Source organism: Micromonospora sp. NPDC047756, assembly GCF_055587245.1.
This window is the reverse complement of the sequence record NZ_JBVJGQ010000004.1, coordinates 674,421-697,817: the sequence shown is the minus strand read 5'-3', so window position 1 is coordinate 697,817 and position 23,397 is coordinate 674,421. Positions and strand designations below refer to the sequence as shown.

Below are 23,397 nucleotides of genomic sequence, written 5' to 3'. Positions count from 1 at the left end.
TCGACGGCGTCCGTCGGCGGCCCCGGTCGACCCAGAGGCCAGGCACCGTACGCGCCGATTCTCACGAGGAGATCCATGTTCATACCCGGGATGCGTCGGGCCGCTGTCGGCCTGATCGCGCTCGCGGTGGCCGCTTTCGGCGCGGTCGCCACCAGCCCTGAGCAAGCCGACGCGCGGCCGAAGCCGGTCGACGTCACCCTGCTGGCCCTCAACGACTTCCACGGCAACCTCGAACCGCCGAGCGGGTCCAGCGGCACCATCGCCGGACAGACCGCTGGTGGTGTCGAGTTCCTGGCCACCCACCTTGCCGAGCTGCGCGCCGCAGCCAAGAAGAAGAACACCATCACCGTCGCCGCCGGCGACCTGATCGGTGCGTCCCCGCTGCTCTCGGCCGCGTTCCACGACGAGCCGACCATCGAGGCGCTGAGCATGGCCGGGCTGGACTACGCCAGCGTCGGCAACCACGAGTTCGACGAGGGCGCCGCCGAACTCCTGCGGATCCAGAACGGCGGCTGCCACCCGGTGGACGGCTGCATCGACGGCACCCCCTACCGGGGAGCCGGATTCCAGTACCTGTCCGCGAACGCCTTCAAGACCGCCACCGGCAAGCCGCTGATGGCCCCGTACGCGATCCACAAGGTGCAGGGCGTCAAGGTCGGCTTCATCGGCATGACCCTGGAAGGCACCCCGCAGATCGTCAGCCAGCAGGGCGTCGCCGGCCTCAGCTTCGCCGACGAAGCGGACACCGCCAACCGGTACGCCCGCGAGCTGCGCCGCAAGGGCGTACAGGCGATCGTGGTCCTGCTGCACGAGGGTGGCACCCAGGCCGCGACCGGCGGGATCAACGACTGCGTCGGCATGACCGGCCCCATCGTGGACATCACCAACCGGATGGACCCGTCGATCGACGTGGTGGTCAGCGGGCACACCCACCAGGCGTACAACTGCGACATCAACGGCAAGCTGGTCACCAGCGCCAGCTCGTTCGGTCGCCTGGTCACCGACATCGACCTGAAGATCGACCGCCGGAGCGGGGACGTGATCTCCGCCGCCGCGAACAACGTCGTGGTCACCCGCGACGTCGCCAAGGACCCGAGGCAGACCGCGCTGATCAACCGCTACAAGACAGTGCTCGGCCCGGTCGCCGGACGCCAGGTCGGCGTGACCAACGCGGCGATCACCCGCAGCCAGGAAACCCTCTTCGGTACGAGTCTGGGCGAATCGCCACTGGGCAACCTGATCGCCGACGCGCAGCTCGCCGCCACCGACGACGAACAGAACGCCGTCGCCGCCTTCATGAACCCGGGCGGGGTCCGAGCCGACCTCGACGCCGGCCCGGTCACCTACGAGGAGGCGTTCACGGTGCAGCCGTTCGCCAACAACCTGGTGACACTGGACCTCACCGGCGCGCAGCTCTACTGCGTACTGGAGCAGCAGTTCGTCGTCGGTCGGACCCTGTACCCGTCGGCCACCGTCAGCTACGTGGTCGACCCGAACGGCACCACCGGTACGGTCGCCGACCCGTGCGCCGGCACCCGCGTGGTCCGGGGCAGCCTCACCCTCGGCGGCACCACCGTCGACACCGCCGCCACCTACCGGGTGACGGTGAACAACTTCCTGGCCGGCGGAGGCGACGGCTTCAGCGCCCTCACCGGCGGCACGAACCTGGTCACCGGTCAGATCGACCTGGACGCCTTCGTCGACTACCTGACCGCCCAGTCGCCGGTCTCCGCACCGACGCTGGACCGGATCCGCACCACCGCCGAGGACCCCGCCGCCTGACGGACGACTTCCGCGACATCGGGCCCCGGAGCTGATGCTCCGGGGCCCGACCCGTCCCAGCCCTCGCCGGCCGCGCTTGTGCTTGCCCTTTATCGTGCTCGCGTCGCGCTGCTCGCGTCGCGCTGCCCACCCGCGCCGCGCTGCCCGGGCACGCCCCTTTGGGCAAGATCGCCCTCGAACATGGATGTAGTGGCATCGGTCCGGCGGGATACCACTACATCCAGGATCGAGTGCGGTCTTGGTCCGCGACAAGATCATTAGCGGGCTCAATCAGGTAGATCCGCGCAACTTCTCCGATGTTGCTGTCTCCCGCGCGCCCGAGGCACCAACTTCGGGGAAGTTGTGCGGATCTTGGTGCAAGGTGCGGTGCACGGCGGGGCGGAGCGGCGTGCTTGGTGAGGGCGGGGCGGGCAGAGGGGGGTCAGGCGGAGGCGGGCGTGGGGGTGGGGATGGGGGATGTCGGGGTGGGCCTCGCGAGACCGTCCTGCTCCCTGGTGAGCAGGCGACGCAGGGAGAGCGCGACCAGCGAGGCGACCAGGCAGCCGCCGACCACCGTCGCCACCCAGACCATGCCGTTGGCGGCGCCGATGAGTGGGCCGGCGGTCACTGGGCCGATCACACCGCTGATTCCGAAGATCATTGAACTCATCGCGTTGTACCGGCCACGTAGCTCGTCGGTGGCCAGCGCGTTGGTCAGTGCGGGCATCACCGGGGACAGCATCGTCTCGCCGAAGCCGAAGATCGCCGAGCAGAGCACCACGCACACGGCGGCCAGCACGGCGTTCTCGGCACTGACCAGGCCGGCCACGCCGAGGACCAACCAGGCGGCGGCGAACACCGCACCCACCACAGCCAACGCCCGGGTGCGGCTGCGCCCCTCGATCCGACGGATGACCAGCAGTTGCGCGAGCACGATCATCACCGTGTTGGCCGCGAGCGCCCAGGCCACGACCCGGGGGTTCACCTCCGCCACTCGCACCGCGTACGCGGCGAAGCCCACCTCCACCTGCGCGTAGCCGCAGGTGGTGAGGATCAGCCCGAAGATCACCAGCCGTCGGAACGGGTGGTCGCGGAGCACCGTCAGGTAGCCGCCGGGCGACGGTTCGTCGACGCCTCGACGCTTGCCGAGTCGGTGGCCCACCCCGGGCAGGGTGAGCAGGATCAGCGCCGGCATCAGGTAGGTCACCGCGTCCAGCAGGTAGATCGACTGGAAGGTGCCGGGCCGGGCGGTGTCGACGATCGCGCCGGAGGTCATGCCACCGATGCCGATACCGAGGTTGAGCAGGGCGAAGTTCAACCCGAAGACTCGTTGCCGTTCATCGTCGTCGGTCAGCGACGCGAGGATGGTGTTCTGCCCGGACCAGATGGCCGAGCTGCCGATGGCGATCACCGTCATCACCAGCAGGGCCGAGCCGGTCGAGTGGACCAGCGCCAACGAGCCGGTGCCGATCGCCTCGATCAACAGGCAGGGCACCACCACCCAGCGGGCGCCGACCCGGTCGATCAGCGTCCCGCCCAGCGGCGACAGGGCCAGGGTCACCACGCCGTACCAGCCGATGACGAGCCCGGCGCGGGTGTCGGTGAGCCCGCGTACGTCGGTCAGGTAGATGAAAAGGAACGGCAGGGTCAGGCCCCGCCCGATCGCCGACAGCAGTGTGCCGAGGAGGATCCGGCGAGCTTCCGAACGGTGGGGCAGGGCACGACGCAACATGACCGGCATTCTCTTCGGTGGGTCCGACGCCGCGCGAACCGTTTTGGCCACGACTCGCGGTCACCGGGACTGGTCGGTGACCAACCCCACGTTGATCCACTCGCCGCGATCGCGGTCGTTCGGTGTCCGTCGGGTCTGCGATGCTGGCGCGATGACCGGCCCCTGGCGACATCTGCCCGCTACCGCCCGCGCCATCGCGTTGACCGCGACGACGGCCGTCGCCGCCGCCCAGGCACGCGACGGTGAGAGGTACGACGAGGCGGTCGGCGGTCTCGCCGCGGACGAGCGTTCCGGCCTGGTGCTCGGCGCCGTGGTCCGGTTGCTGCTGGAGGAGAGCCATCCGGACGGGTTGACCGGCGACGACATCCGCCAGGTGTTGACCCGCTGCGTGCAGGAGTCGACGCGGTGGCGAACGGAAGTCGACCCGCACGTGGTGCTCGTCCTGCTGGCCGGCGCGTTGGGCGTGTACGACCCCGACAGCGACGAGTCACCGCCGGACGCGTCGACGCTGGCCCGACACGCCCCACTGCTGGTGGCCGACCTGTTGGCGGGGACCAGCGTGCCGTTGGACGACTACCTGGCCGCCGCGTTCGCGGAGATCGAGCGCACCGAACGGCAGGACTGAGCGCACCGAGCGCCTCCACGACAAGGCCCGCGGTGGGGCAGGCACCTGCATGGCCGTCCCGGAGCCGCTGACGGCGCTCCTGGCCACCTCCAGCCCGTCGCGCAGGACGCGCTCGTGGTGGCGGCTGCCGGTGTCACCACGAGCAGGCCAGCCTCGCGCAAGGGCCGTGGACCGGATCTTCTCAGGGTCCGGCAGAACGTAGGAGGGGTGTCCTGCCCTGCCCCAAGGGCAGGACACCTCACACTCGTGTCCTACCGCAGGAGCTTGTGGAGGGTTTTCGCTACGGCCAAGCTGGCCATGGTCATAGTTACAAGACCACTGGCGATGCCGAGCAAGACGCAAGGTCCGGTGCCCAGTGCCGCCTGTGACTGCACGGCGACGCTAACCCCGGCGGCCACACCGGCCAGGAGTCCGACCACGAAGGCGATCACGAGGATCAACAAGTGGCGTTCGGTCAAGAGGTAGCGGTGCCCGTCGAGCGCTATTCGGTGTTCACCACCGATCGGATCCTGTGAAATCCGTGGCTGAGGCACCCCGGCCGAGCGGTCCTGGCTGGCGTTGAGGTCGCGGTTACTTCTGGCGGTGCTGTTGGACACGCGTGTCTCCTTGAGAGTGATTGCTAACGACTTACCTCGGGCATGGCGTCCCACGTGTGACCTCGGACATGTCGCTCCACATCGCGTGTGAGCGTCTGCCGGTTACCGCCAGCAGGACGCGCGACGTGGGGCGTTCTTCTCGGGAAACGATCGACAGTAGGGAGGCGTCACGGTGTTTGAGAGGTTGTCACGTCGATTGAGTAGGCAAGGGCGTAGAGCCGGATATCGGCCTCATGCGCGGTTCCACGGGTCCCGTCGATGGGACTCGCTACCTAATGAGTCGGAAGGCTTCTGAGCTGCGCAAATACCCTTTGCATATCGAGGGGCGCAGATCTCTACTTTACTCAATCCGTGGTTACTCACGAGTAAGTTGCTACGCGCTACTCACGAGAGTAGGTCCCGTCTCGTTGACGGGAGCGAGATGTGAGCCATGAGAGTGAGGCGCGCACCTCGGACAGGACGGCCCTCTGTTACCGCAGGGGGCCGTTCGCTGTCGGTGCAACCCCGCCAGGGGTCCTAGTCACTCAGTTGGTCACCCGGGAAGCACGAGAGGGCACATCCATGGATCGGATGTGCCCTCTTACCTGGTCGGGGTGGCCGGATTCGAACCGACGACCTCTTCGTCCCGAACGAAGCGCGCTACCAAGCTGCGCCACACCCCGAGGCGTGCCGACAAATAGTAGCCCACCCGCCCCGATGGTCAAACTCGGTACCCCTGCCGCTTCGAGCCTGCCCGCAGAGGCCAAGATCCGCACAACTTCCCCGATGTTGCTGCCTCACCACGCGCCGAGGCAGCAACATCCCTGATGGTGCGCGAATCATGAAGCGGCGAAGCGGGCAACCGGGGGAAGCGGCGAAGCGGCGAAGCGGCCGGCAGTGCAGCGGTCAGCGGGGGATGAGGGTGAGGATGCTGGCCTCCGGGGGGCAGGCGAAGCGGATCGGGGCGGTCGGGTGGGTGCCGAGACCGGCGGAGACGTGCAGCCAGGAGTCCGAGCCCGGCCACCGGTGCAGGCCGCGCGCCATGGAGCGGGGCAGGCCGCAGTTGGTCACGAGCGCCCCGTAGCCCGGTACGCAGACCTGACCACCGTGGGTGTGCCCGGCCAGCAGCAGCCCGAAGCCGTCCGCCGCCATCTGGTCGAGCACCCGCGGCTCGGGTGAGTGCGTCACCGCGATGGAGAGGTCCGCCGAGGACGACACCGCGCCGGCGACGGAGGGGTAGTCGTCCCGGTCGATGTGCGGGTCGTCGACGCCGACCAGGTCGAGCTGTCGACCGCCGGCCTTCAGCGTGGTCCGGGCGTTGTTGAGGTCCGCCCAGCCGGCGCCGGTGAAGACCTGACGCAACTCCTCGTACGGCAGCTCGACGCCCTCGGTGTACTCCCGGTCGGGCAGGAAGTAGGTGAACGGGTTCTTCAGCACCGGCCCGGTGTAGTCGTTGGAGCCGAACACGAACGCGCCCGGGTAGTCCAGCAGTGGTTGCAGGGCCCGCAGCACCCCGGGCACCGCGCCAGGGTTGGCCATGTTGTCGCCGGTGACCACCACCAGGTCGGGGTCGAGGGCGGCCAGCGATGCCACCCAGCGCTGCTTGCGCGCCTGGTCGGGCATCATGTGCAGGTCGGACAGGTGCAGCACGCGCAGCGGCTCCGCGTCGGCCGGGAGCACCGGCACGTCGTACCGCCGCAGGGTGAACATGTTGCGCTCGACGAGCGACGCGTACGCGAGGGTGGCCGCGCCGATCGTGGCGGTTCCGGCGGCGAGCCGGAATAGTGTGCGCTTTCGCATGGCGTTCAGGGTAGTTTGACCGTCCATGAGCACGCTGAAGGACCGCCTCACTGCCGACATGCGTACCGCGCTCAAGGCGCGCGACGAGCTGACCACCTCCACGCTGCGGATGGCCCTGGCCGCCGTCGGCACCGCCGAGGTCGCCGGCAAGGCCAAGCGCGAGCTCACCGATGACGAGGTGCTCGCGGTGCTGACCAAGGAAGCCAAGAAGCGTCGGGAGGCGGCCACCGCCTTCGCCGACGCCGGGCGCGCCGAGCAGGCCGCGAAGGAGAGCGCCGAGGGTGAGGTGTTGGACCGCTACCTGCCCAAGCAGCTCTCCGACGCCGAGCTGACCGAGCTGGTGTCGGGGGCGCTCGCCGCGGGCGGCTTCACCGGCAAGTCGCAGATGGGCCCGGCGATGAAGGCGGCCCAGGCCGCGGTGGCCGGCCAGGCCGAGGGTGGCCGGGTGGCCGCCGAGGTACGCCGACAGCTCGGTCTCGGGGCATAGTCGCCAATCGGCGCGGCCTGAGGAACGATTCTTGCTCTCTGATCGCCGCCTGACAGGGTTAACCCTGGCCCCTTCGCCCATGGCGGCAGTAATTGCTGGTCAACTACCGCTACCGTAATTGCTAGCTCCTTGCGAGAAGGGCAGTCGCCCTGTCGGTATCTGCGTCTCGCATCCACGGCACAACAATTATGGGAACGATCTTCAGTGAAGGTGGCAGTTGTCGTCGTTGCGACAGCGGGAGGCCACGAGTCGCCCCGGGCGGAAATGGTGTCCGTTGCAGCTTGACGCCTAAGGTCTTCTTCGTGCTTCTGGGCTGTAAATGCGTTGCTGTTGGCACTGGACTGAAGGCTGATTTGCGTTGGAGAAGATGGGTCTCCGCAGCGGGGAGCGTCACCTGAAGCGGAGATGATGCACGTGTCACGCTGCGGCCTGTTGCCGATCTGGTTGACAGCTACCTTCTTCTCGACCGGCAATAGTGTGCAGGGGATGTTGACCCCCAGCGTCGACCAGGGCCGGCACAAGCTTCGCAGGCCAGTGTGCCAGCCCTGGTCTCGCCACCCGTCAACAGTCAGGACTGTCCATGATCCTGATGCTCGTCACTTGACCGGCCCAGGTGGGAATGCTGACCGCATAATCGTTCGGACGGATGCAATCCGTGAGGCCGTTGGAGAATTTCAGGAGAGCGCCGTCGTCGTTGCGAGAGTTGTAAACAGCGAAAGCGCCAAGTCCTCCGGAACCCAACGTCTGGTAACCGCTAGTAATGTCCTTGTATGCGGCCGTCCACGTCCTTGCATTCCATTTGGCCTCGGTCTTGTAGAAGCAGACCTGCGGATAGCCGCATCCATAGCCCGTTGCAGCGCTGGCCGGTGATCCGGTCGCAGTCGTAACAAAAATCGCAGCCGCCGCACTTGCTGTCACCGTGCCAATAATGCGCCTGAATCGCATGACTCCCCGTCTGGCCGATCGATTAACTGCTTAGACCTTATCGGCCACGCTGAACTGTTGGCAAGGGTGGGAAGCGTCAGGGATCGATGCGGTTATTCCGCTGCGCTTGGCAAATCAAGGCTTCCCGTGCTCGACGGAGGTGCTCGTGGCTGGTATCGCCCAGGGTGTTGCGCAGTTTGCCGAGGTGGGAGGCGCTGTCGATCAGTGCGCGGATGGCGTGAGGTTGCCGAGCCGGCCGCGGAGGAGAGCACCGAGGGCGAGGTGTTGGACCGCGCGGTCTCTGACCGTCAGGTTCAGAGTGGCGGCACGACCTGGCGCAGCCGCCGCTGGTCCGGACAGACGAAACGGGCGGGCACCCGAGGAGGGTGCCCGCCCGTTTCGTCCTACCCGTCGGTTCAGCCGCCGGGGCGACCACCGGGTCGTCCCCCGGGCGGGCCACCGGGCTGACCGCCCGGATTGCCATCGGTGTTACTCGGCGTGCCGCCACCGCTGCTGACCTCGATGGTGACCACGCCACCCTTGATCGTGCGTCCGTCCGGGCTGGTGCCGGCCGCGTCGCCCGCCTTGCAGGAGGACGGCACCTTCGTGCTGGAGACGACCGGCTCGAAGCCGGCACCCTTGAGCCGGGACTTCGCGGTGTCCACCGAGACGCACTTCACGTCGGGGATGCTGCGCTGGTCACCAAGGGAGATCTTCTGACCCGGCGCCTCAAAGTCGATCTTCGGCTTGCCCTTCATGGCGTCCCGCAGCGTCTCCCAGACCGGCGGGTTGATGCCGTCCTGCTCCTTGTGCTTCATCTTCACGTTGGTCTGCGGCCAGTCCGGGTCGGCCATGATGCCGGCGACGGAGTACTGCTTGGTCATTGCGACCAGCGCGGCGGTCTTCTCGGAGTCGGTGGTGCCGGACTTGCCGGCCACCGGGTAACCGACGTCGCCGCGCACGTTGCCGGCGGTCGCCCCCGCGCACCGGGAAGACGACGACTTGTCACCGACCGGGCACCGGGCCGCGTCCACGGCGGCGCGGGCCACCTCGGTGCTGAACCGCTTCTCGCAGCGCGGGTTGGCGATGTCCAGCTTGTTGCCCTCCGGGTCGCGGATCTCCTGCACCGGGATCGGCTCGCAGTACTTGCCGTCCGCGGCCAGGGTGGCGTAGGCGTTGGCCAGGTCCAGCGGGGTGGTCTGCGAGACGCCCAGGGTGAACGCGCCCCACTGGTGCGCGCCCTTCTCCAGCGTCAGATCTTCCTCGGAGCGGAAGTTGATGCCCAACCGCTTGGCGGCCTTGACCACGTTCTCGGCACCGACCTGCTGTTGCAGCGGCACGAAGTAGGTGTTCACCGACCGGCCGAACGCGGTCCACATGTTGTTAGGGCCGGCCATGCTCTCGGTCGAGTTGGTGGGGCAGTAGAAACTGGTCCCCGGGCAGGCTGCCGGACCGGGGCGGATGATGTATTCCGACTTGAACTGCTTGGGTGCGTTGATCGAGTAGCTGAGCGGGATGCCCTTCTCCAGGGCCGCGACGATGGTGAATATCTTGAACGTCGACCCGGCCTGGTAGCCGGTGATGCCGTCACCACCGGTGAGCAGCGGGTTGACCGTCGCCGGGTAGTTGCCCCGAATCTTCTTCTTGCTCTTCGCCGGATCGCTGGAGATCTTGTTCTTCGGGTTCTTCGGGTCGTCGAGCTTGAACTGCCGGTTGACCGCGAGCGCCCGTACCCGGCCGGTGCCCGGCTCGACGACCGCGACCATCGCGGCTTCCTTGCTGTTGATGCTCTTGGCCTTACGGACCGCCTTGTCCGCGGCGCGCTGCGCCTTGACGTCGATCGAGGTCACGACGGTGTAGCCACCGCTCTTGAGCCGGCGCTCCCGGTCGTACCTGGTCGAGCCGAACGTCTCCTGATCCATCCACCAGCGGTAGAAGTAGTCGCAGAAGAAGCCCCACTCGTTGACGTTGGCGGCGACGCAGCCGTTGGGGGTGCGCTTGTCCTTCACCACCAGCTTGGTCGCCTTGGCGGCGTCCGCCTCCTGCTGGGTGATGGCCTTGATGTCGACCATGTTCTGGATGACGTAGTTGCGACGGTCCAGCGCGAGCGGGAAGCCGAGTTCGGTGGTCGGGTCGTTCGTCGTGGGTGCCTTGACCATGCCGGCCAGCAACGCCGATTCCTCGATCTTCAGCTTGCTCGGCGGCTTACCGAAGTAGACCTGGCTCGCGGCGTAGATGCCGTACGCGCCGTTGCCGAACGAGGCGAGGTTGAGATAGCGGGTGAGGATCTCGTCCTTGGAGAATTCCTTGTCGACCTGGAGGGCCAACCGCATCTCGCGCAGCTTGCGGGCGCTGGTGTCCTCGGTCGCCGCGACGACGTCCGCCGGGTGGGTGGCCGAGTAGGCGATGGCCAGCCGGACGTACTGCATGGTCAGCGTCGAGGCGCCCTGCCGGCCGGAGCCTTCGCTCTGGTTGTTGACGAACGCACGGGCGACACCGTTGATGTCGACGCCGTTGTGCTTGTAGAAGTCATGGTCCTCGGCCGCGATGATGGCCTTCTGCATGAACGGCGAGATGTCGGCGAGCTTGACGTCTCGCCGGTTCTCGTCGTACATCGTCGCGAGCGGTGTCTTGCCGTCCGATGCCAGCAGGTAGCTGATCTGTGGCGCGCGGGCCACCGTCAGCTCCGTGGGCAGGGCACCGAACGTCTCGGCTCCGGCCTTCGCGGCCAGGCCGGACATCGCTACCGCGGGGAAGGCCGCCGCAGCGACCACCACGCCGGCCAGCAGGCCACACACGAGTAGCGATGCGGCGTTGGTCAGCACATTGTGGTCACGTTTCCGCATCCAGGTCACCTCGACAGGGTACGCGAGTAGGGAACGAGGGGCGCTGGGGCGTTCTTTCCCCATTTCCTGCGCGCGCTGCCCTCGTTGTGCTAAACGCACGACCCCCGTTACTTGGTTGCGTGTGACCTGGCGTGAGTCTCCTCCGATCCAGTGAGGCGGCGCAGCGTTATCGCTGACCTCGGCGGGGTAACCGGCGGTCGAAGGCCCGGGAAGCCGGGACTGTCCGAAATGATGGATTTCGCCGACAACGTTGCGTAATCAGTCGACTACAGAGCATGATGGGGGCGGCGACAGCGCCAGATGTCGTCCGCGCCGCCTTGGGGAAGGCAGGCCGGGCGATCGGGGGGAATTGCCGGCTGACGTGCATCGACGAGGTCGGTAGGTACTGCAAGGGGGGACGTGTACACATGGGCATGATCACTGACTGGCCGTCACTGGCGGCATGTCAGAACGGGGACCCGGACGCGTTGTTCGTACAGGGCGCCGAACAGAACGTGGCGAAGCGGATCTGCCGGAGCTGCCCTGTTCGGTACGAGTGCCTGGCCGACGCGCTGGACAACCGGATCGAGTTCGGTGTGTGGGGCGGCATGACCGAACGCGAACGGCGGGCGCTGCTGCGTCGTCACCCCCAGGTGACGAGCTGGCGCAAGATGTTCGAGGCCGCGATGAAGAAGAACAGCAAGGACAAGACCGGCAAGGACAAGATTCTCGTCAGCGCGGCCAACTGACGCCGGTCACGACCGGCTGATCGCCGCGCCGATCGTCCGTAGCCCGTCGACGTCGTGCACGTCGGCGGGCTGCGCCGTGACCGAAACCGCCGGCACGGCCGGGAAGGCCTCCGTGAAGCGCGCGGCGACCTGCCGCTCGCGTACCGCCTGGCGAGCCAACGCCGCGTGCGCCCGCAACACGTCGGCGGTGGCCTCATGCCCACCCAGCTGGGTCAGCCGCTCGGCGGCGGCCTGGCTCTGCTCGGCGTCCAGCTCCGGGACCGCGGGGCTGTGCACCCGGTTGAGCACCAGACCAGCCAGCGGCATTCGCTCGTCGCGCAGCCGGCCCGCGAAGTAGGCGGCCTCCCGGACCGCGTCCGGCTCCGGGGTCGCGACCAGCAGAAAGGCCGTCTCCCGCGCCTGCAGGATGCGGTACGTCTGCTCGGCGCGCTGCCGGAATCCGCCGAACATCGAATCCAGTGCCGCCACGAAGCCGGACAGGTCGGTGAGCAGCTGCGCGCCGAGCACCTTCTGGACGACCTTCGAGAATATCCCGAACGAAGCCGTGACCAGGCTGAACATGCTCCGTCCACCACTGCGCGCCGGAGCCAGCAGCAGTCGCAGCATCCGGCCGTCGAGGAAACGGGAGAGTCGAGCCGGCGCGTCCAGGAAGTCCAGTGCCGAGCGGGACGGTGGGGTGTCCACCACGATCAGGTCCCACTCGCCCCGGGCGTGCAACTGACCCAGCTTCTCCATCGCCATGTATTCCTGCGTGCCGGCGAAGGTCGAACTCATCGCCTGGTAGAACGGGTTCGCGAAGATTTCCGCGGCCTTCGTCGGGTCGGTGTGCTGCAACACCACGTCGTCGAAGGTGCGCTTCATGTCCAGCATCATGGCGTGCAACTCGCCGCCGCTGCTCTCGACGTCGATGCCCTTGACCTGGCGAGGGGTGTTGTCCAGCTCGGTCAGGCCCAGCGACTGGGCCAGCCGGCGGGCCGGGTCGATGGTGAGCACCACAGTGCGCCGGCCGTGGTGCTCGGCGGCCCGCAGCGCCAGCGCCGCGGCCGTGGTCGTCTTTCCCACTCCGCCCGCACCGCAGCACACGACGATCCGCACGCCTGGGTCGGCGAGGATCTGGTCGACGTCCAGCTGCGGCGCCGCGTCTTCGGAAGGCACCAATCGAGCGTATCGGGCCGGCGGGTCCGCGCGCCCGTGCTGCGCTCAGGTGTGAGTCATTCGGCGCGGACGAGAGCCCGGGCCAGCGTGGCGAGCCCCGCCCGATCCACCCCGTCGGGCAGCAACGGCAGCTCGATCATCGGCAGCCCCAGCTCCACCAGGTCGGCGCGGAGCGAATCTTCCAGTTCGCGCCGGATGAGCTGGTCGCGCGCCTCATCGTGCAACCCGGCCACGATGTCCCGATCGGCCGGCAGCCCGGCGGCGACCAGCCCGCGCTTCAACTCGGCGGCGGTGACCGCCGCTCCGGTGGGCAGCGGCGGTCGGACTCCGTTGACGAGCACGTTCCCGACGCCGAAGCCGAGGGCGGTCAGGTCGGCGATCGCGTCGACCGTCTCCTGGATCGGCATCTCCTCCAGCAGCGTGACCACGTGCACCGCTGTCATCGGGGACCGCAGCAACGCGGCGACTCCCTCGCTCTGGGTCTTGATCGGGCCCACCTTGGCCAGCCGGGCCGTCTCCGCCGTCACGTTGAGGAACCGGCCGATCCGCCCGGTCGGCGGCGCGTCCAGCACCACCGCGTCGTACGCGCGTCGCTGCCCGGTCGTGCGGGTGGTGGCCTCCTTCACCTTGCCGGTGAGGAGGACGTCACGCAGGCCGGGCGCGATGGTGGTGGCGAAGTCGATGGCGCCGAGCTTGCGCAGTGCCCGGCCCGCCGCGCCCAGCTTGTAGAACATGTCCAGGTACTCGAGCAACGCCTCCTCGGCGTCGACGGCGAGCGCGCGCACCTCACCGCCGTCCGGCGCGTCGGCGAGGTGGCGTTCCTCGTAGGGCAGCGGCTCGATGCCGAACAGTTGGGCGATGCCCTGCCGCCCCTCGACCTCGACCAGCAGGGTGCGCCGGCCGCCGGCGGCGAGCGCCATGGCCAGCGCCGCCGCCACGCTGGTCTTGCCGGTGCCGCCCTTGCCGGTCACCACGTGGAGACGGGCGGGCCACCCGGTACCGGCCGGGTCGATCGGACGCTCAGCTGCACACACCCGTCGAGCCTATCCAGGCTGGGCGGTCAGGCGACCTCGCAGACCCACCAACCCGTCTTCTGCACCACGGTGAAGCGCAACTCCTGGTCGGCCACCTTCTCGTCGGCGGTGGTCATGGTGAGCCGGGTGGAGACGGTGGCCCGTTCCCCGGTCTGGTTGTCCACCTTCGGGGTGGTCCACCGGAAGCGCGGGTTCTGGTACGTGGAGGCGTACTTCTCCACCTCGGCCACCTTCGCGGCGATCTTGTCGTCGTCGCGGGCAGCGGCGCAGACGCGCCCGGCCGCCTTCGTCGCGTCGCGATCCTTGTAGACCGCGGTGAGGAATTCGTCGACGGCGACCGCCGGCTCCTTGGCGCCCTCGCCGGTCTCGGCATCGCGCAGGGTCAGGAAGGCCACCACGCCACCCCCCACGCAGAGCACCATGATCACGGCCAGGGCGATCGCCGCGATCAGTAGACCGCGCTTCTTCTTCGGCGCGGCCGTGCCCTGGTAGGGCGGATAGGCCGGCGGGGCCGGGGGGATCGACGAGGAGTTCGGGGCACCCGGCTGCGTCGGCGCGGCCGCCGAGGAGGGGCCACCCGGCTGCCCGCCGCCACCCGGCTGCCCGCCGCCACCCGGTTGCCCGGGGAAGGCCGGCTGGCTCGGGCCACCGGGCTGCCCGGGGAAGGCCGGCTGGCTCGGGCCGCCGAGCTGCCCGGGGAGGGTCGGCTGGCCGCTGGGCTGCCCAGGGAAGGTCGGTTGGCCGCTGGGCTGTCCGGGGAAGGCCGGTGAGGTGGGGGCGGCGGGGAGTGCCGGTTGGGCGGGGGAGGCGGGGAGGGCGAGTTGCCCGGGGGGCGGAGCGGGGGTCGGCTGGCTGGGGATGGTCGGCGCGCCGGGCTGACCGGCGGGATCCGGGTGGGCCGGCGGGTGAGCGGGTGTGCCGGCCTGGTCGCCGCTGGGCGGGTGGGTCATGTCGTTCCCCCAGGGGTACGGCGCCCGCCGCCACCCCTGGCGCCGAGCGTGATCGAGCGGGCGGCCGGGCGCTGCGCGACCGTCCGACCGGAAGGGTAGCGGTCGATGACCGGATCGGTGTCGCCCCTGCCTGTCGAGCGGGCCGGTGATCCGGTGAGCGGTACCCGCGCCGGTTTCGGTGTCGGGCCTCCGACCTGCGGTGTGTCGCATATGTGACTGTTGATGACCTCTTGTGCGCGTCCTGCTGGCGGGACCGCAGCCACAGACCTACCTTCGTCCCCGTGCGGGGGGCCGGAACGGACGAATGGGTCCGGGCCGGAAGCATGGTCCGAGAGGTACGACCGGAGGCAGTGCATGCGCGACGCGGACAACATCCCTCGCACCCAGTTCCCGACGAACGACCGGCCCCGCCGGCCCGGGTCCGTGGTCGAGGCCGGCGGGCAGGTCTCCAGCCAGCCGATCAACGAACGGTCGTACCGCCGGATGCCGGAGCAGGCGGAGACGGCCCGGGTGCCGAGCCAGCCCGCCGAGCGGACCCGCGAGGACGACGAGTCGGGCTTCGTCATCCACCTGCCGATCCGGGTGCCGAATCTGGCGGCGGCGACAGTGCTGGCCGGCCGGGTCGCGGTGTCCCTGGGCTTCCTGCCCGAGTTGGACGCCGGCGAGACAACCGTCTCCAACGCCGATGATCAGAACAACCGGCACCGGGTCTTCTGTGACCTGCTGCTGCCCGACCGGTCCCGCTGCCCCCAGGGGTACGAGCACGAAGGGTGCTGCGGGGAGCTGCCGGCCGCGCCGGAGCAGCGTCCCGTACCTCGTCCGGCCAGCGGACCGTAGGCTGTCCCTCGAACAATTCCGCACCGAGAGGGAGCCCTTCAGCGATGCAGAAGTGGGAATATTCCACGGTCCCGCTGCTGGTCCACGCGACCAAGCAGATCCTCGACAACTGGGGCGAGGACGGGTGGGAGCTCGTCGCCGTGGTCCCCGGCCCGAACCCGGACCAGCTGGTCGCCTACCTGAAGCGGCCCAAGGCGTGAGCAACGGTCCGCACGCGAAGCTCGCCGAGCTGGGCCTCGAACTGCCCGAGGTCGTGCCGCCGGTAGCCAGTTACGTCCCGGCCGTGCAGTCCGGGCAGCACGTGTACGTTTCCGGCCAGTTGCCGATGGCCGAGGGCAAGTTGCTGGCGACCGGCAAGGTCGGCGCCGGGATCTCCGCCGAGCAGGCGAAGGATCTGGCCCAGCGGTGCGGGCTGAACGCGCTGGCCGCTGTCGACTCGCTGGTCGGCCTGGAAAACGTGGTCAAGGTGGTCAAGGTGACCGGTTTCGTGGCCTCCGCGCCCGGCTTCACCGGTCAGCCCGCTGTGATCAACGGTGCGTCGGACCTCTTCGGCACCGTCTTCGGGGAGGCCGGCCGGCACGCACGCAGCGCCGTGGGCGTGGCCGAACTGCCCCTGGACGCCCCGGTGGAGATCGAGCTGATCGTCGAGGTCGCCTGACCCAACCGCGATCTTGCACTTGCTGTCGCGACGAAAGCCGTGAAAAGGCATGAATCAGCAGCAGCAAGTGCAAGATCGCGGGGTGTGGTGGGCGGGGTCGTACGATCGCAGCCATGAGCGGGCACGTGACGGGGGCGGTGGCGGCGCTTGCCGACGAGTTGCCCCGCTGGGTTTCACTGCTGCGTGCGCCGAACCCGGGGCCGATGACCCTCGACGGCACCAACACCTGGGTGCTGCGCGCCCCGGCGGCCGATTCCGGCATCGTGGTCGACCCGGGGCCGGCGGACGAGGGGCACCTGACCCGGATCGCCGAGCACGGCCCGGTCGGGCTGATCCTGATCACCCACGGCCACCCCGACCACACCGAGGGCGCGGCCCGGCTGAGTGAGCTGCTCGGCGGCGTGCACGTGCTTGCCGTCGACCCGGCGCACACCATCGGCGGTGAGCCGCTGACCGAGCCGGGCGAGCAACTCGGCGGCTTCGGCCTGGAGATCCGCCCACTGCACACGCCGGGGCACACCGCCGACTCGGTCTGCTTCCTGGTCGAGCACGGCGACGAGCGGGTGGTGCTCACCGGTGACACCATCCTCGGTCGGGGCACCACCGTGGTCGCCCATCCCGACGGTCACCTCGGGGACTATCTGAGCAGCCTGGAGCTGCTGTCCGCGTACCGGGGGATTGCGGCGCTGCCCGGACACGGCCCGGCGCTGGCCGACTGCGCCGCCGCCGCCGACTTCTACCTCGCCCACCGCCGGGCCCGGCTCGACCAGGTCCGGGCGGCGGTCGCCGCCGGCGCCCACACCCCCGCCGACGTGGTGGCGACGGTCTACGCGGACGTGGACCGCTCGCTCTGGTGGGCAGCCGTTTGGTCGGTCCGGGCCCAGTTGGAGTATCTGGGCGTCGACACCGGGGAATCCGCGCCCGGGGTCAGTGGGTTGGAGCACATGTGACCTGCCCCGTGTGTGGAACCGTTGCCGTTCCCGGCGCGCGGTTCTGCCACAACTGTGGCGCCGCGCTGCCGGCCGCCGCCACGTTGCCGGCGGCCGAGCGCCGGGTGGTGACGGTGCTCTTCGGTGACCTCTCCGAGTTCACCTCCTGGTCGGAGGATCTCGACCCGGAACGCGTCGGTGCCGTCACCGACCGGGTTCTGGCCGCCCTCGCCGGTGCCGTGAAAACCTTCGGCGGGCACGTCGACAAGCTGACCGGTGACGGCATCATGGCGGTCTTCGGTGCCCCGGTGGCGCACGAGGACGACGCCGAACGTGCCGTCCGGGCCGCCCTGTCCATGCAACGGGCCGTCCGCCGGGTGCTCGACGACGAGCGGGGCGGCGGCGCGCCGCTCGGGCTGCGGGTCGGGTTGAACACCGGCGACGTCATCGCGGGCATCCAGGCCGCGATCGAGTACACGGTCATCGGCGACACCGTGAACACCGCGGCCCGGCTCGCCGACGCCGCCGCCGTCGGAGCCGTCTACGCCGGTGGACGCACCGCTGCGGCCACGCGGCACGTCTCCTCCTGGCGGGCGCTGCGCCCACTGCGGCTCAAGGGCAAGCGTGAGCCGGTCGAGGCGTACGAGCTGCTGGGTCTGCTGGACGCGCCGGGCACCCGCTCGGGGCTGGGCGACGAGGCGCCGTACGTCGGCCGGGAGACGGAGATCGGCCGGGTCGCCGGCCGGCTCGCCGAGGTGATCGACCAGGGCGACCCGCGGGTGCTGCTGATGACCGCCGAGGCGGGCATCGGCAAGTCCCGGTTCGCCGCCGAGGTGGAACGCCTCGCCGCCGGTTACGACGTCGGTGCCGGCCGGTACGCGGCGCACACCGGGGCCCGGGTGCTCTCGGTGCGTTGTGCCGCGTTCGGGGAACGGCGACGGCTCGCGCCCCTGGCCGATCTGGTGCGGGCCGCCGTCGGTCTGCCCAGCGACGCGTCCACCGCGTTGACCCGCCCGGCGGTCGAGGAGCGGCTGCGCCGGCTCGGGCAGCGACTCGCCCGCTCCGGCGCGGAGACACCGCCGATCGCCACGGAGCAACTGCTGGCCCTGCTCGGCTACGCCGAACTCCCGGCGCACACCGGCGGCGACAGCGGCGAATGGGGCGGCTCGGGCACTCCGGCCGCGGACGCCGAGGTGGTGCCGAACGCGGTCGCCGACCTGCTCAGTGGGCTCGCCTCCGAGGCCCCGCTGGTGATCGTGGTGGACGATCTGCACGATGCCACCGCCGAGACGATCAGTGTCCTCGGGTTGACCCTGTCCAAGCTCACCGGCCCGGTGCTGGTGCTGCTGCTCGGCCGCCCCGAGCTGGTGCGTACCGCTGGGGCGCTGACCCGGGTCGCGGACGCCGAGGTGCACTCGCTGCCGCCGCTGCGCGGTGCCGACGCGGCCCGGCTGCTCACGAGTTACCTCAGCGGCGGCAAGCTGCCGCAGGCCGACACCGATCGGTTGCTCGCCACCGCGCAGGGCAATCCGTTCTACCTGGCTGAGCTGGTCACCCTGCTCATCGAACGGGGCGCGCTGACCACGGAATCGGTTCGTGCCGCCGCTGATCGGCCCGGCTCCGGCGAGCGGGACCAGAGTGGGGCGAACGGCTGGCGGCTGGTGCCGGGGTCGCTGGGCAGCCGGCTGCTCTCCCGGGACCTCGCCGCCGTGCTCGCGGCCCGGATCGACGCGTTGCCGCCGGACGCCCGGTCGGTGCTGCGCGACGCGGCGGTCACCGGTGACACGGTGCCGACCGGCGCGCTGGAGGCGATGCGGGAGCAGCGCGGTGGCCGTGACGGCAGGCCGTCGGCCGTGGTCGCCGTCGAACTCGACCGGGCGGTCGAGGAGTTGCTGCAACGCCGCATGCTGCACCGTTCGCGTACCGGCTACTCGTTCGCGACGCCGCTCATGCGGGAGGCCGCGTACGCCGGGGTGAGCAAGGCCGAGTTGGCCGAGCGGCACGCCGCGCTGGCCCGCTGGGCTGCGCCGCCGGACGAGGCCACGGCCAGCACCGTGGGCGGGTTCACCGACGAGGCCCGGGACGACTTCGTGGCGATGCACGTCGAGCGGGCCGCCACGCTCGCCGACGCGGTCAAGCTGCGCCCGGACGCGCCGGCCCGTGCGGTGGTCCCGCTCGGCGTGGCCGCGCTCGGGCGGGCCGCCCGCCGGTCGCTCTCCGCCGGTGAGCCGGCCATGGCCGTCGAGTACGCCGAGCGCGCCACCGAACTGGCCCGCGACGGGGTTCCGGCAGCCGACCGGGTGGTGCACGCGCGGGCGTTGCTCCAGGTCGGCCGGGTCTCCGACGCGTTGGCGTACGCCGAGAAGATCGCCGCGAACGCGGGGGACGAGGTCACCCGGGTCGGTGCTCTCCTGCTGGCGGGGCAGGCCCAGGAGACCCTCGGCGATCAGGGCCGGGCGGTGACCGCCTGGCAGGAGGCGTTGCAGGTGGCCACCGAGGGGCGGCTTCCCGCGCAGCGTGCCACGGCGATGCGCCGCCTCGGCATGGCCGACTTCGTGGCCGGGCGGCTGAGTCAGGCGAGTAGCCGGTTGGCGGCCGCGTACCAGGTCAGCCTCGGTGCCCAGGACCGACGCGGGCAGGCGTGGTCCCTGCAGAACCTGGCCTGGGTGACCACCACCCGGGGTGACTTCGCCGGGACCGACGCGGTGCTCGGCCGGGCGGCCCGACTCTTCGCCGAGCTGAAGGACCCGTACGGGCGTGCCTGGCTGCGCGGCACCACGGCGTTCGCCCGGCTGCTGGCTGGCCGACTGCGCGAGGCGTGCCGGATGGCGCAGGTGTTCCTGCCGTTCGGCGAGCGGGTCGGCGAGGCGTGGGCGGTGGGCACGTTGCGGGCGGTGGCGGCGTTCGCCACCGCCGAGCTGGGGGACCTGGCCGAGGCGGACCGGGAGGCCCGGCGGGCGTACCGGGAGTTCGCCGCCGCGTCCGACGACTGGGGGCGCGGTTTCGCCCTGGTGGTGCGGGCGGTGGTGGCGCGCGGCCTGGGCGAGCCGGAGCACGCGGCGGACCTGCTCACCGACGCCCTGGCGTACGCGGAGCGCACCTCGCACCCGCTGCTCACCGGCATGGCCGGCACGCTGCGCGGCTTCGTCGCGTTGGACATGGGGGACTGCGAGACGGCCGAGCGGGTGGCCCGCGCGGTGCTGACCGCCGTGGAGCCGCACAACCCGCAGGCCCCGGCGCAGGTGGCGCCCCGGGTGTTGCTGGCGACGGCCCGTCTCGCCGCTGGCGACTCGGCGACCGCGGTCGGGCTGCTCGCCCCGGTGGCCACGGCCGCCGCGAACGCACCCTCGCTGCTCTTCTCCCGCCGTCAGACGATGGCCCAGTACGCTGCGGCGCTGCTCGCTCACGGCCAGCGGGAGCAGGCGTTGGACTGGGCTCGTCGGGCGGTCACCGCGCCGGCCGAGGACGTGCGTAGCCAGGTGATCGCGGCGAGTGTGCTGGCCGAGGCGTTGGCTGCCTGCGGTCGTCCGGCGGAGGCGCTGTCCTGCGCGCAGGAGGCGGTCCGCCTGGCGTACGCCACCGAGCAGCGCAGCGAACGAGCCGCCGCCGACGCCCTGCAAACCCGCCTGTCCGCCCTGGTCTGACCCCGCCCACTGCTGTTGATCAAGAGGTTTCGGTCAGCTTCCGGGCTGCCGGTGACTCAAAGCTCTTGATCAACGCGACCCCGAGGGCTGCCGGGTTCTGCCGGTTCCGGGGATGTGGTGGTCGGGGGGAGCGGCTAGCGTGTCACCACCGCGTACGGGTCCACAGTGGTGACCGTCGCCGTGCCTGGGGAGGCCCTTCATGAAGCTGCCGCGATCCATCGCGGGCTGGACCATCGCGGTCTTCGGCGTGTTGGCGCTGGTGATGGGCGCGGTCGGGCTGCTCTGGCCGGAGGCGCAGCTGCGCATGCTCGGGTTCGAGGTGCCGGCGACGCGGGCCGTCGGTGATCACACCGGGACGTTCCTGCTGGCGTCCTCGATGGCGGCCTTCAACATGGGCGTCTACTACCTGCTGGCCACGGTGACCGAGTGGCGGGCGTTCTACCGGTTCACGGTGGTCTTCCGGCTGGTCACGTTCACCGTGTTCACCATCGCGGTGCTGGCCGACATAGCTCCCGACCGGTTCTTCGGGGTGGCGGCGTGGGAAGGGCTGGGCGCGGTGGCCACCGCCGTCGGTCTGCGTCTGGACGCGCGGCGGGGCCTCCCGGCCGGCGGGGTCGGATCGTCCGAGGGTGTCGGGACGACCGTGGTCGCCGGGGAGGGTACCGGTCCCGCCGGTGCGGCTCCGGCGGACGCGGTGCGCTGAGCCATCGGTCGGGTTGGGTATTTTCGAGCGGTGACCGACACCCCGACCGGCGGTATGCCAGTGCCGATCGTGCCCGGCCTGACTGATTTGCGGGTCTTTGCCCGGGGCGGGTACGCGACCGTCTACCAGGCCACCCAGATCTCCGTGGGTCGCGAGGTCGCCGTCAAAGTGGAGAATCGGACGCTGGACAGCGAGCGCGATCAGGCCCGCTTCCTGCGCGAGGCGCGCGCCGCCGGGCGGATGTCGTCCCACCCGCACGTGGTGGACCTCTTCGACGTCGGGGTCACAGTCGATCAGCACCCCTACCTGATCATGGAGCTGTGCGACGGCTCGTACGCCGAACGGATGCGCACCTCACCGCTCGGCCCGGTGGAGGCCCGCGACCTCGGCATCAAGATCGCGGACGCGCTGGCCCACTCGCACGCCGCCGGGGTGCTGCACCGGGACGTCAAACCGGCGAACATCCTCCACTCGCACTTCAACTCGGCGGTGCTCGCCGACTTCGGGCTCGCCGTCCTCGCCGAGCACCGGGACGCCTCGGTCACCCTGGAGGTGCTCACCCCGGCGTACGCGCCGCCGGAGATGTTCAGCCACAGCCCGCCGTCGCCGGCCGTCGACGTGTACGCGCTCTGCGCCACCCTCTACGCGGTGATGCACGGGCGGCCGCCGCGCTGGCAGTCCGAGCGCAACCCGAGCCTGGTCACCGTGCTGGAGATGTTCAACCAGCCGCTTCCCGCGCTGCCCGGGGTGCCGGACGAGCTGATCGACGTGCTGCGTGTCGGCATGGCCAACGATCCGGGCGAGCGTCCGTCCGCCCTGGAACTGCACGACCTGCTCAGCAACCTGCCACTCGGGTCGCCGGCGGCACCCGTCAGCGGCGCTCCGGTCAGCGGTGCCGCGACGCTCTCCGGCCCGTACGCCGCCAGCCAGCCGGGGCCCCGATCGCCCATCGAGGACACTCAGCGAGCGGGCCCCACCGGTCGGCGTTGGCGGCGCTGGCTCTTCGGTGGCGCCGGGGTGCTCGCGCTCGCCGCCTCCGCGACCGCCGGCGCATGGGTCGCCGACCGGGCACCACCACCCACCCCGTACCCGTCGGCCACCCAGATCGCCGCACCGGCCACCGGGCCGCTGCCCGGCTGCTCCACCGGCACCGGTGCGCCCACCGCCCTGCCCGAGGGTGCCCGGTGCCTGCCCGAGCTGGAGTGCTTCGGCCCGATGCGGATCCGCGGCAGCCGCGCCGAGGCGGCTCGGCTGTCCTGCGCCGGCCGACACACCTGGGAGACGTACGCCGAGGGCATCCTGCCGGTGTCGCTGGTCGGCGCCGACTACGAAGAGGTGACCGCCGCTGAGCCGGTGCGGCAGGTGTGCAGCGTGGCGACGTTCCGGTTGACCACTGGGATCGGCGAGGCGACCGGCTGGCGCCTGGAGGTGCTACCGCCGATCGACGGCAGCATTGACCGGACCTACCGGTGTCTCGCGGGGCGGGGCGTGGACGCGCTCACCGCACCCACGCTCACCGGCCGCTGAGTCCGTCCGACCCGCGTCGGCGGTCACGCACCGCACGCAACGCGTCCCTGGGGTCGAGGGCGTCGAGGGTGTCCGCGTCGATCCCGTACGGCATCAGCTCGGGTGGCCCGATGGCTGCCGACCGGTCCGTCGGCTCCGGATCGTCGACCTGACGGGCGGCCGAGACCGCGACCCCGGCGACCATGGTCATTAGCACGCAGAGCAGCGCGAGAACCACGCCGAGGAGGTCCTGTCGGCGCCACACGACCAGCATGACCAGCGGCGCGAGGGCTCCCAGCGCCGCGAGCACCGCCACCGTGCGCGCATCGGGTCTGGACAATCGGCTCACGTGTCCAGCATGTCGAGACCTGGCCGGCTGTCAACCGCAGAGCCGACCGCCGCGCCGATCGACGTCGATCCGAGCCGTCCACTCGACAGGGTTCACCGCGCGCACACGGATTGGACAAAGACCGCTACTCTCGGTGTTCCGCAGGCCCTTTCGG

General features: G+C 70.3%; 19 protein-coding genes, 1 tRNA gene and 1 pseudogene. 11 read left to right on the top strand and 10 right to left on the bottom strand.

Annotated elements, in window-relative coordinates; all coding sequences use genetic code 11:
* The first annotated feature begins 75 nt into the window (after positions 1-75).
* The gene (locus tag ACZ6NZ_RS16415) at positions 76-1,782 is read left to right on the top strand and encodes a bifunctional metallophosphatase/5'-nucleotidase (protein WP_465858821.1); all 1,707 of its coding nucleotides are present in this window, start codon (positions 76-78) and stop codon (positions 1,780-1,782) included.
* Positions 1,783-2,203: 421 nt separating this feature from the next.
* On the opposite strand, the gene ACZ6NZ_RS16410 is transcribed toward ACZ6NZ_RS16415, so the two are convergent.
* Positions 2,204-3,493 (bottom strand): MFS transporter, encoded by a 1,290-nt coding sequence (locus ACZ6NZ_RS16410; RefSeq protein WP_465858820.1) that lies wholly within the window; start codon positions 3,491-3,493, stop codon positions 2,204-2,206.
* A 151-nt stretch (positions 3,494-3,644) separates the two neighbouring features.
* On the opposite strand from ACZ6NZ_RS16410, the gene ACZ6NZ_RS16405 reads away from it, so the two are divergent.
* Positions 3,645-4,118, top strand: a complete 474-nt coding sequence (locus ACZ6NZ_RS16405) for a hypothetical protein (protein ID WP_465858819.1) — start codon at positions 3,645-3,647, stop codon at positions 4,116-4,118.
* Between the two features lie 251 nt (positions 4,119-4,369).
* Here ACZ6NZ_RS16405 and ACZ6NZ_RS16400 read toward each other — a convergent pair whose 3' ends face one another.
* From ACZ6NZ_RS16400 to ACZ6NZ_RS16390, 3 genes are all read right to left on the bottom strand, one after another.
* Positions 4,370-4,714 carry a hypothetical protein gene (locus ACZ6NZ_RS16400; RefSeq protein WP_465858818.1) on the bottom strand — a complete coding sequence of 115 codons (345 nt, stop codon included), beginning with the start codon at positions 4,712-4,714 and terminating at the stop codon, positions 4,370-4,372.
* Positions 4,715-5,299: 585 nt separating this feature from the next.
* Positions 5,300-5,376: transfer RNA gene (locus tag ACZ6NZ_RS16395), tRNA-Pro, on the bottom strand.
* Between the two features lie 223 nt (positions 5,377-5,599).
* Positions 5,600-6,493 (bottom strand): metallophosphoesterase, encoded by an 894-nt coding sequence (locus tag ACZ6NZ_RS16390; RefSeq protein ID WP_465858817.1) that lies wholly within the window; start codon positions 6,491-6,493, stop codon positions 5,600-5,602.
* Positions 6,494-6,518: 25 nt separating this feature from the next.
* On the opposite strand from ACZ6NZ_RS16390, the gene ACZ6NZ_RS16385 reads away from it, so the two are divergent.
* A complete protein-coding gene (locus ACZ6NZ_RS16385; RefSeq protein ID WP_465858816.1) occupies positions 6,519-6,980 on the top strand; it encodes a GatB/YqeY domain-containing protein in 462 nt (153 codons plus the stop codon).
* Between the two features lie 561 nt (positions 6,981-7,541).
* Here ACZ6NZ_RS16385 and ACZ6NZ_RS16380 read toward each other — a convergent pair.
* Positions 7,542-7,898: a hypothetical protein gene (locus ACZ6NZ_RS16380; protein WP_465858815.1), complete on the bottom strand. Its 357-nt coding sequence runs from the start codon at positions 7,896-7,898 to the stop codon at positions 7,542-7,544.
* Positions 7,899-8,320: 422 nt separating this feature from the next.
* Positions 8,321-10,750, bottom strand: a complete 2,430-nt coding sequence (locus ACZ6NZ_RS16375; protein WP_465858814.1) for a penicillin-binding protein — start codon at positions 10,748-10,750, stop codon at positions 8,321-8,323.
* Positions 10,751-11,157: 407 nt separating this feature from the next.
* Here ACZ6NZ_RS16375 and ACZ6NZ_RS16370 point away from each other — a divergent pair, with 407 nt between their 5' ends.
* Positions 11,158-11,478, top strand: a complete 321-nt coding sequence (locus ACZ6NZ_RS16370) for a WhiB family transcriptional regulator (protein ID WP_210780772.1) — start codon at positions 11,158-11,160, stop codon at positions 11,476-11,478.
* 6 nt (positions 11,479-11,484) lie between these two features.
* Here ACZ6NZ_RS16370 and bagB read toward each other — a convergent pair whose 3' ends face one another.
* From bagB to ACZ6NZ_RS16355, 3 genes and pseudogenes are all read right to left on the bottom strand, one after another.
* Complete coding sequence (gene bagB / locus ACZ6NZ_RS16365) at positions 11,485-12,636, bottom strand: ATPase BagB (protein ID WP_465858813.1); 1,152 nt, start codon at positions 12,634-12,636, stop codon at positions 11,485-11,487.
* 53 nt (positions 12,637-12,689) lie between these two features.
* Positions 12,690-13,667 (bottom strand): ATPase BagA, encoded by a 978-nt coding sequence (gene bagA / locus ACZ6NZ_RS16360; protein WP_366612287.1) that lies wholly within the window; start codon positions 13,665-13,667, stop codon positions 12,690-12,692.
* Positions 13,668-13,693: 26 nt separating this feature from the next.
* A pseudogene (locus ACZ6NZ_RS16355) lies at positions 13,694-14,269 on the bottom strand (Rv0361 family membrane protein); the annotation flags it as partial.
* 702 nt (positions 14,270-14,971) lie between these two features.
* On the opposite strand from ACZ6NZ_RS16355, the gene ACZ6NZ_RS16350 reads away from it, so the two are divergent.
* From ACZ6NZ_RS16350 to ACZ6NZ_RS16320, 7 genes are all read left to right on the top strand, one after another.
* Positions 14,972-15,454 (top strand): hypothetical protein, encoded by a 483-nt coding sequence (locus ACZ6NZ_RS16350; RefSeq protein ID WP_465858812.1) that lies wholly within the window; start codon positions 14,972-14,974, stop codon positions 15,452-15,454.
* 44 nt (positions 15,455-15,498) lie between these two features.
* The gene (locus tag ACZ6NZ_RS16345; protein WP_007466198.1) at positions 15,499-15,654 is read left to right on the top strand and encodes a DUF4177 domain-containing protein; all 156 of its coding nucleotides are present in this window, start codon (positions 15,499-15,501) and stop codon (positions 15,652-15,654) included.
* Positions 15,651-16,112, top strand: coding sequence for a RidA family protein (locus ACZ6NZ_RS16340; protein ID WP_355006000.1), 462 nt, complete (start codon positions 15,651-15,653; stop codon positions 16,110-16,112). Before ACZ6NZ_RS16345 ends, ACZ6NZ_RS16340 begins: the two co-directional genes overlap by 4 nt.
* A gap of 113 nt (positions 16,113-16,225) precedes the next feature.
* Positions 16,226-17,062 carry an MBL fold metallo-hydrolase gene (locus ACZ6NZ_RS16335; RefSeq protein WP_465858811.1) on the top strand — a complete coding sequence of 279 codons (837 nt, stop codon included), beginning with the start codon at positions 16,226-16,228 and terminating at the stop codon, positions 17,060-17,062.
* Entirely contained in the window at positions 17,059-20,685 is a 3,627-nt protein-coding gene (locus ACZ6NZ_RS16330) for an adenylate/guanylate cyclase domain-containing protein (protein WP_465858810.1), read from the top strand. Before ACZ6NZ_RS16335 ends, ACZ6NZ_RS16330 begins: the two co-directional genes overlap by 4 nt.
* 199 nt (positions 20,686-20,884) lie before the next feature.
* Positions 20,885-21,388: a hypothetical protein gene (locus ACZ6NZ_RS16325; RefSeq protein ID WP_465858809.1), complete on the top strand. Its 504-nt coding sequence runs from the start codon at positions 20,885-20,887 to the stop codon at positions 21,386-21,388.
* A gap of 30 nt (positions 21,389-21,418) precedes the next feature.
* Positions 21,419-22,915: a serine/threonine-protein kinase gene (locus ACZ6NZ_RS16320; protein ID WP_465858808.1), complete on the top strand. Its 1,497-nt coding sequence runs from the start codon at positions 21,419-21,421 to the stop codon at positions 22,913-22,915.
* Here ACZ6NZ_RS16320 and ACZ6NZ_RS16315 read toward each other — a convergent pair.
* Positions 22,902-23,243, bottom strand: a complete 342-nt coding sequence (locus ACZ6NZ_RS16315; protein WP_465858807.1) for a hypothetical protein — start codon at positions 23,241-23,243, stop codon at positions 22,902-22,904. The two genes, ACZ6NZ_RS16320 and ACZ6NZ_RS16315, sit on opposite strands and share 14 nt — an antisense overlap.
* Positions 23,244-23,397: the final 154 nt, after the last annotated feature.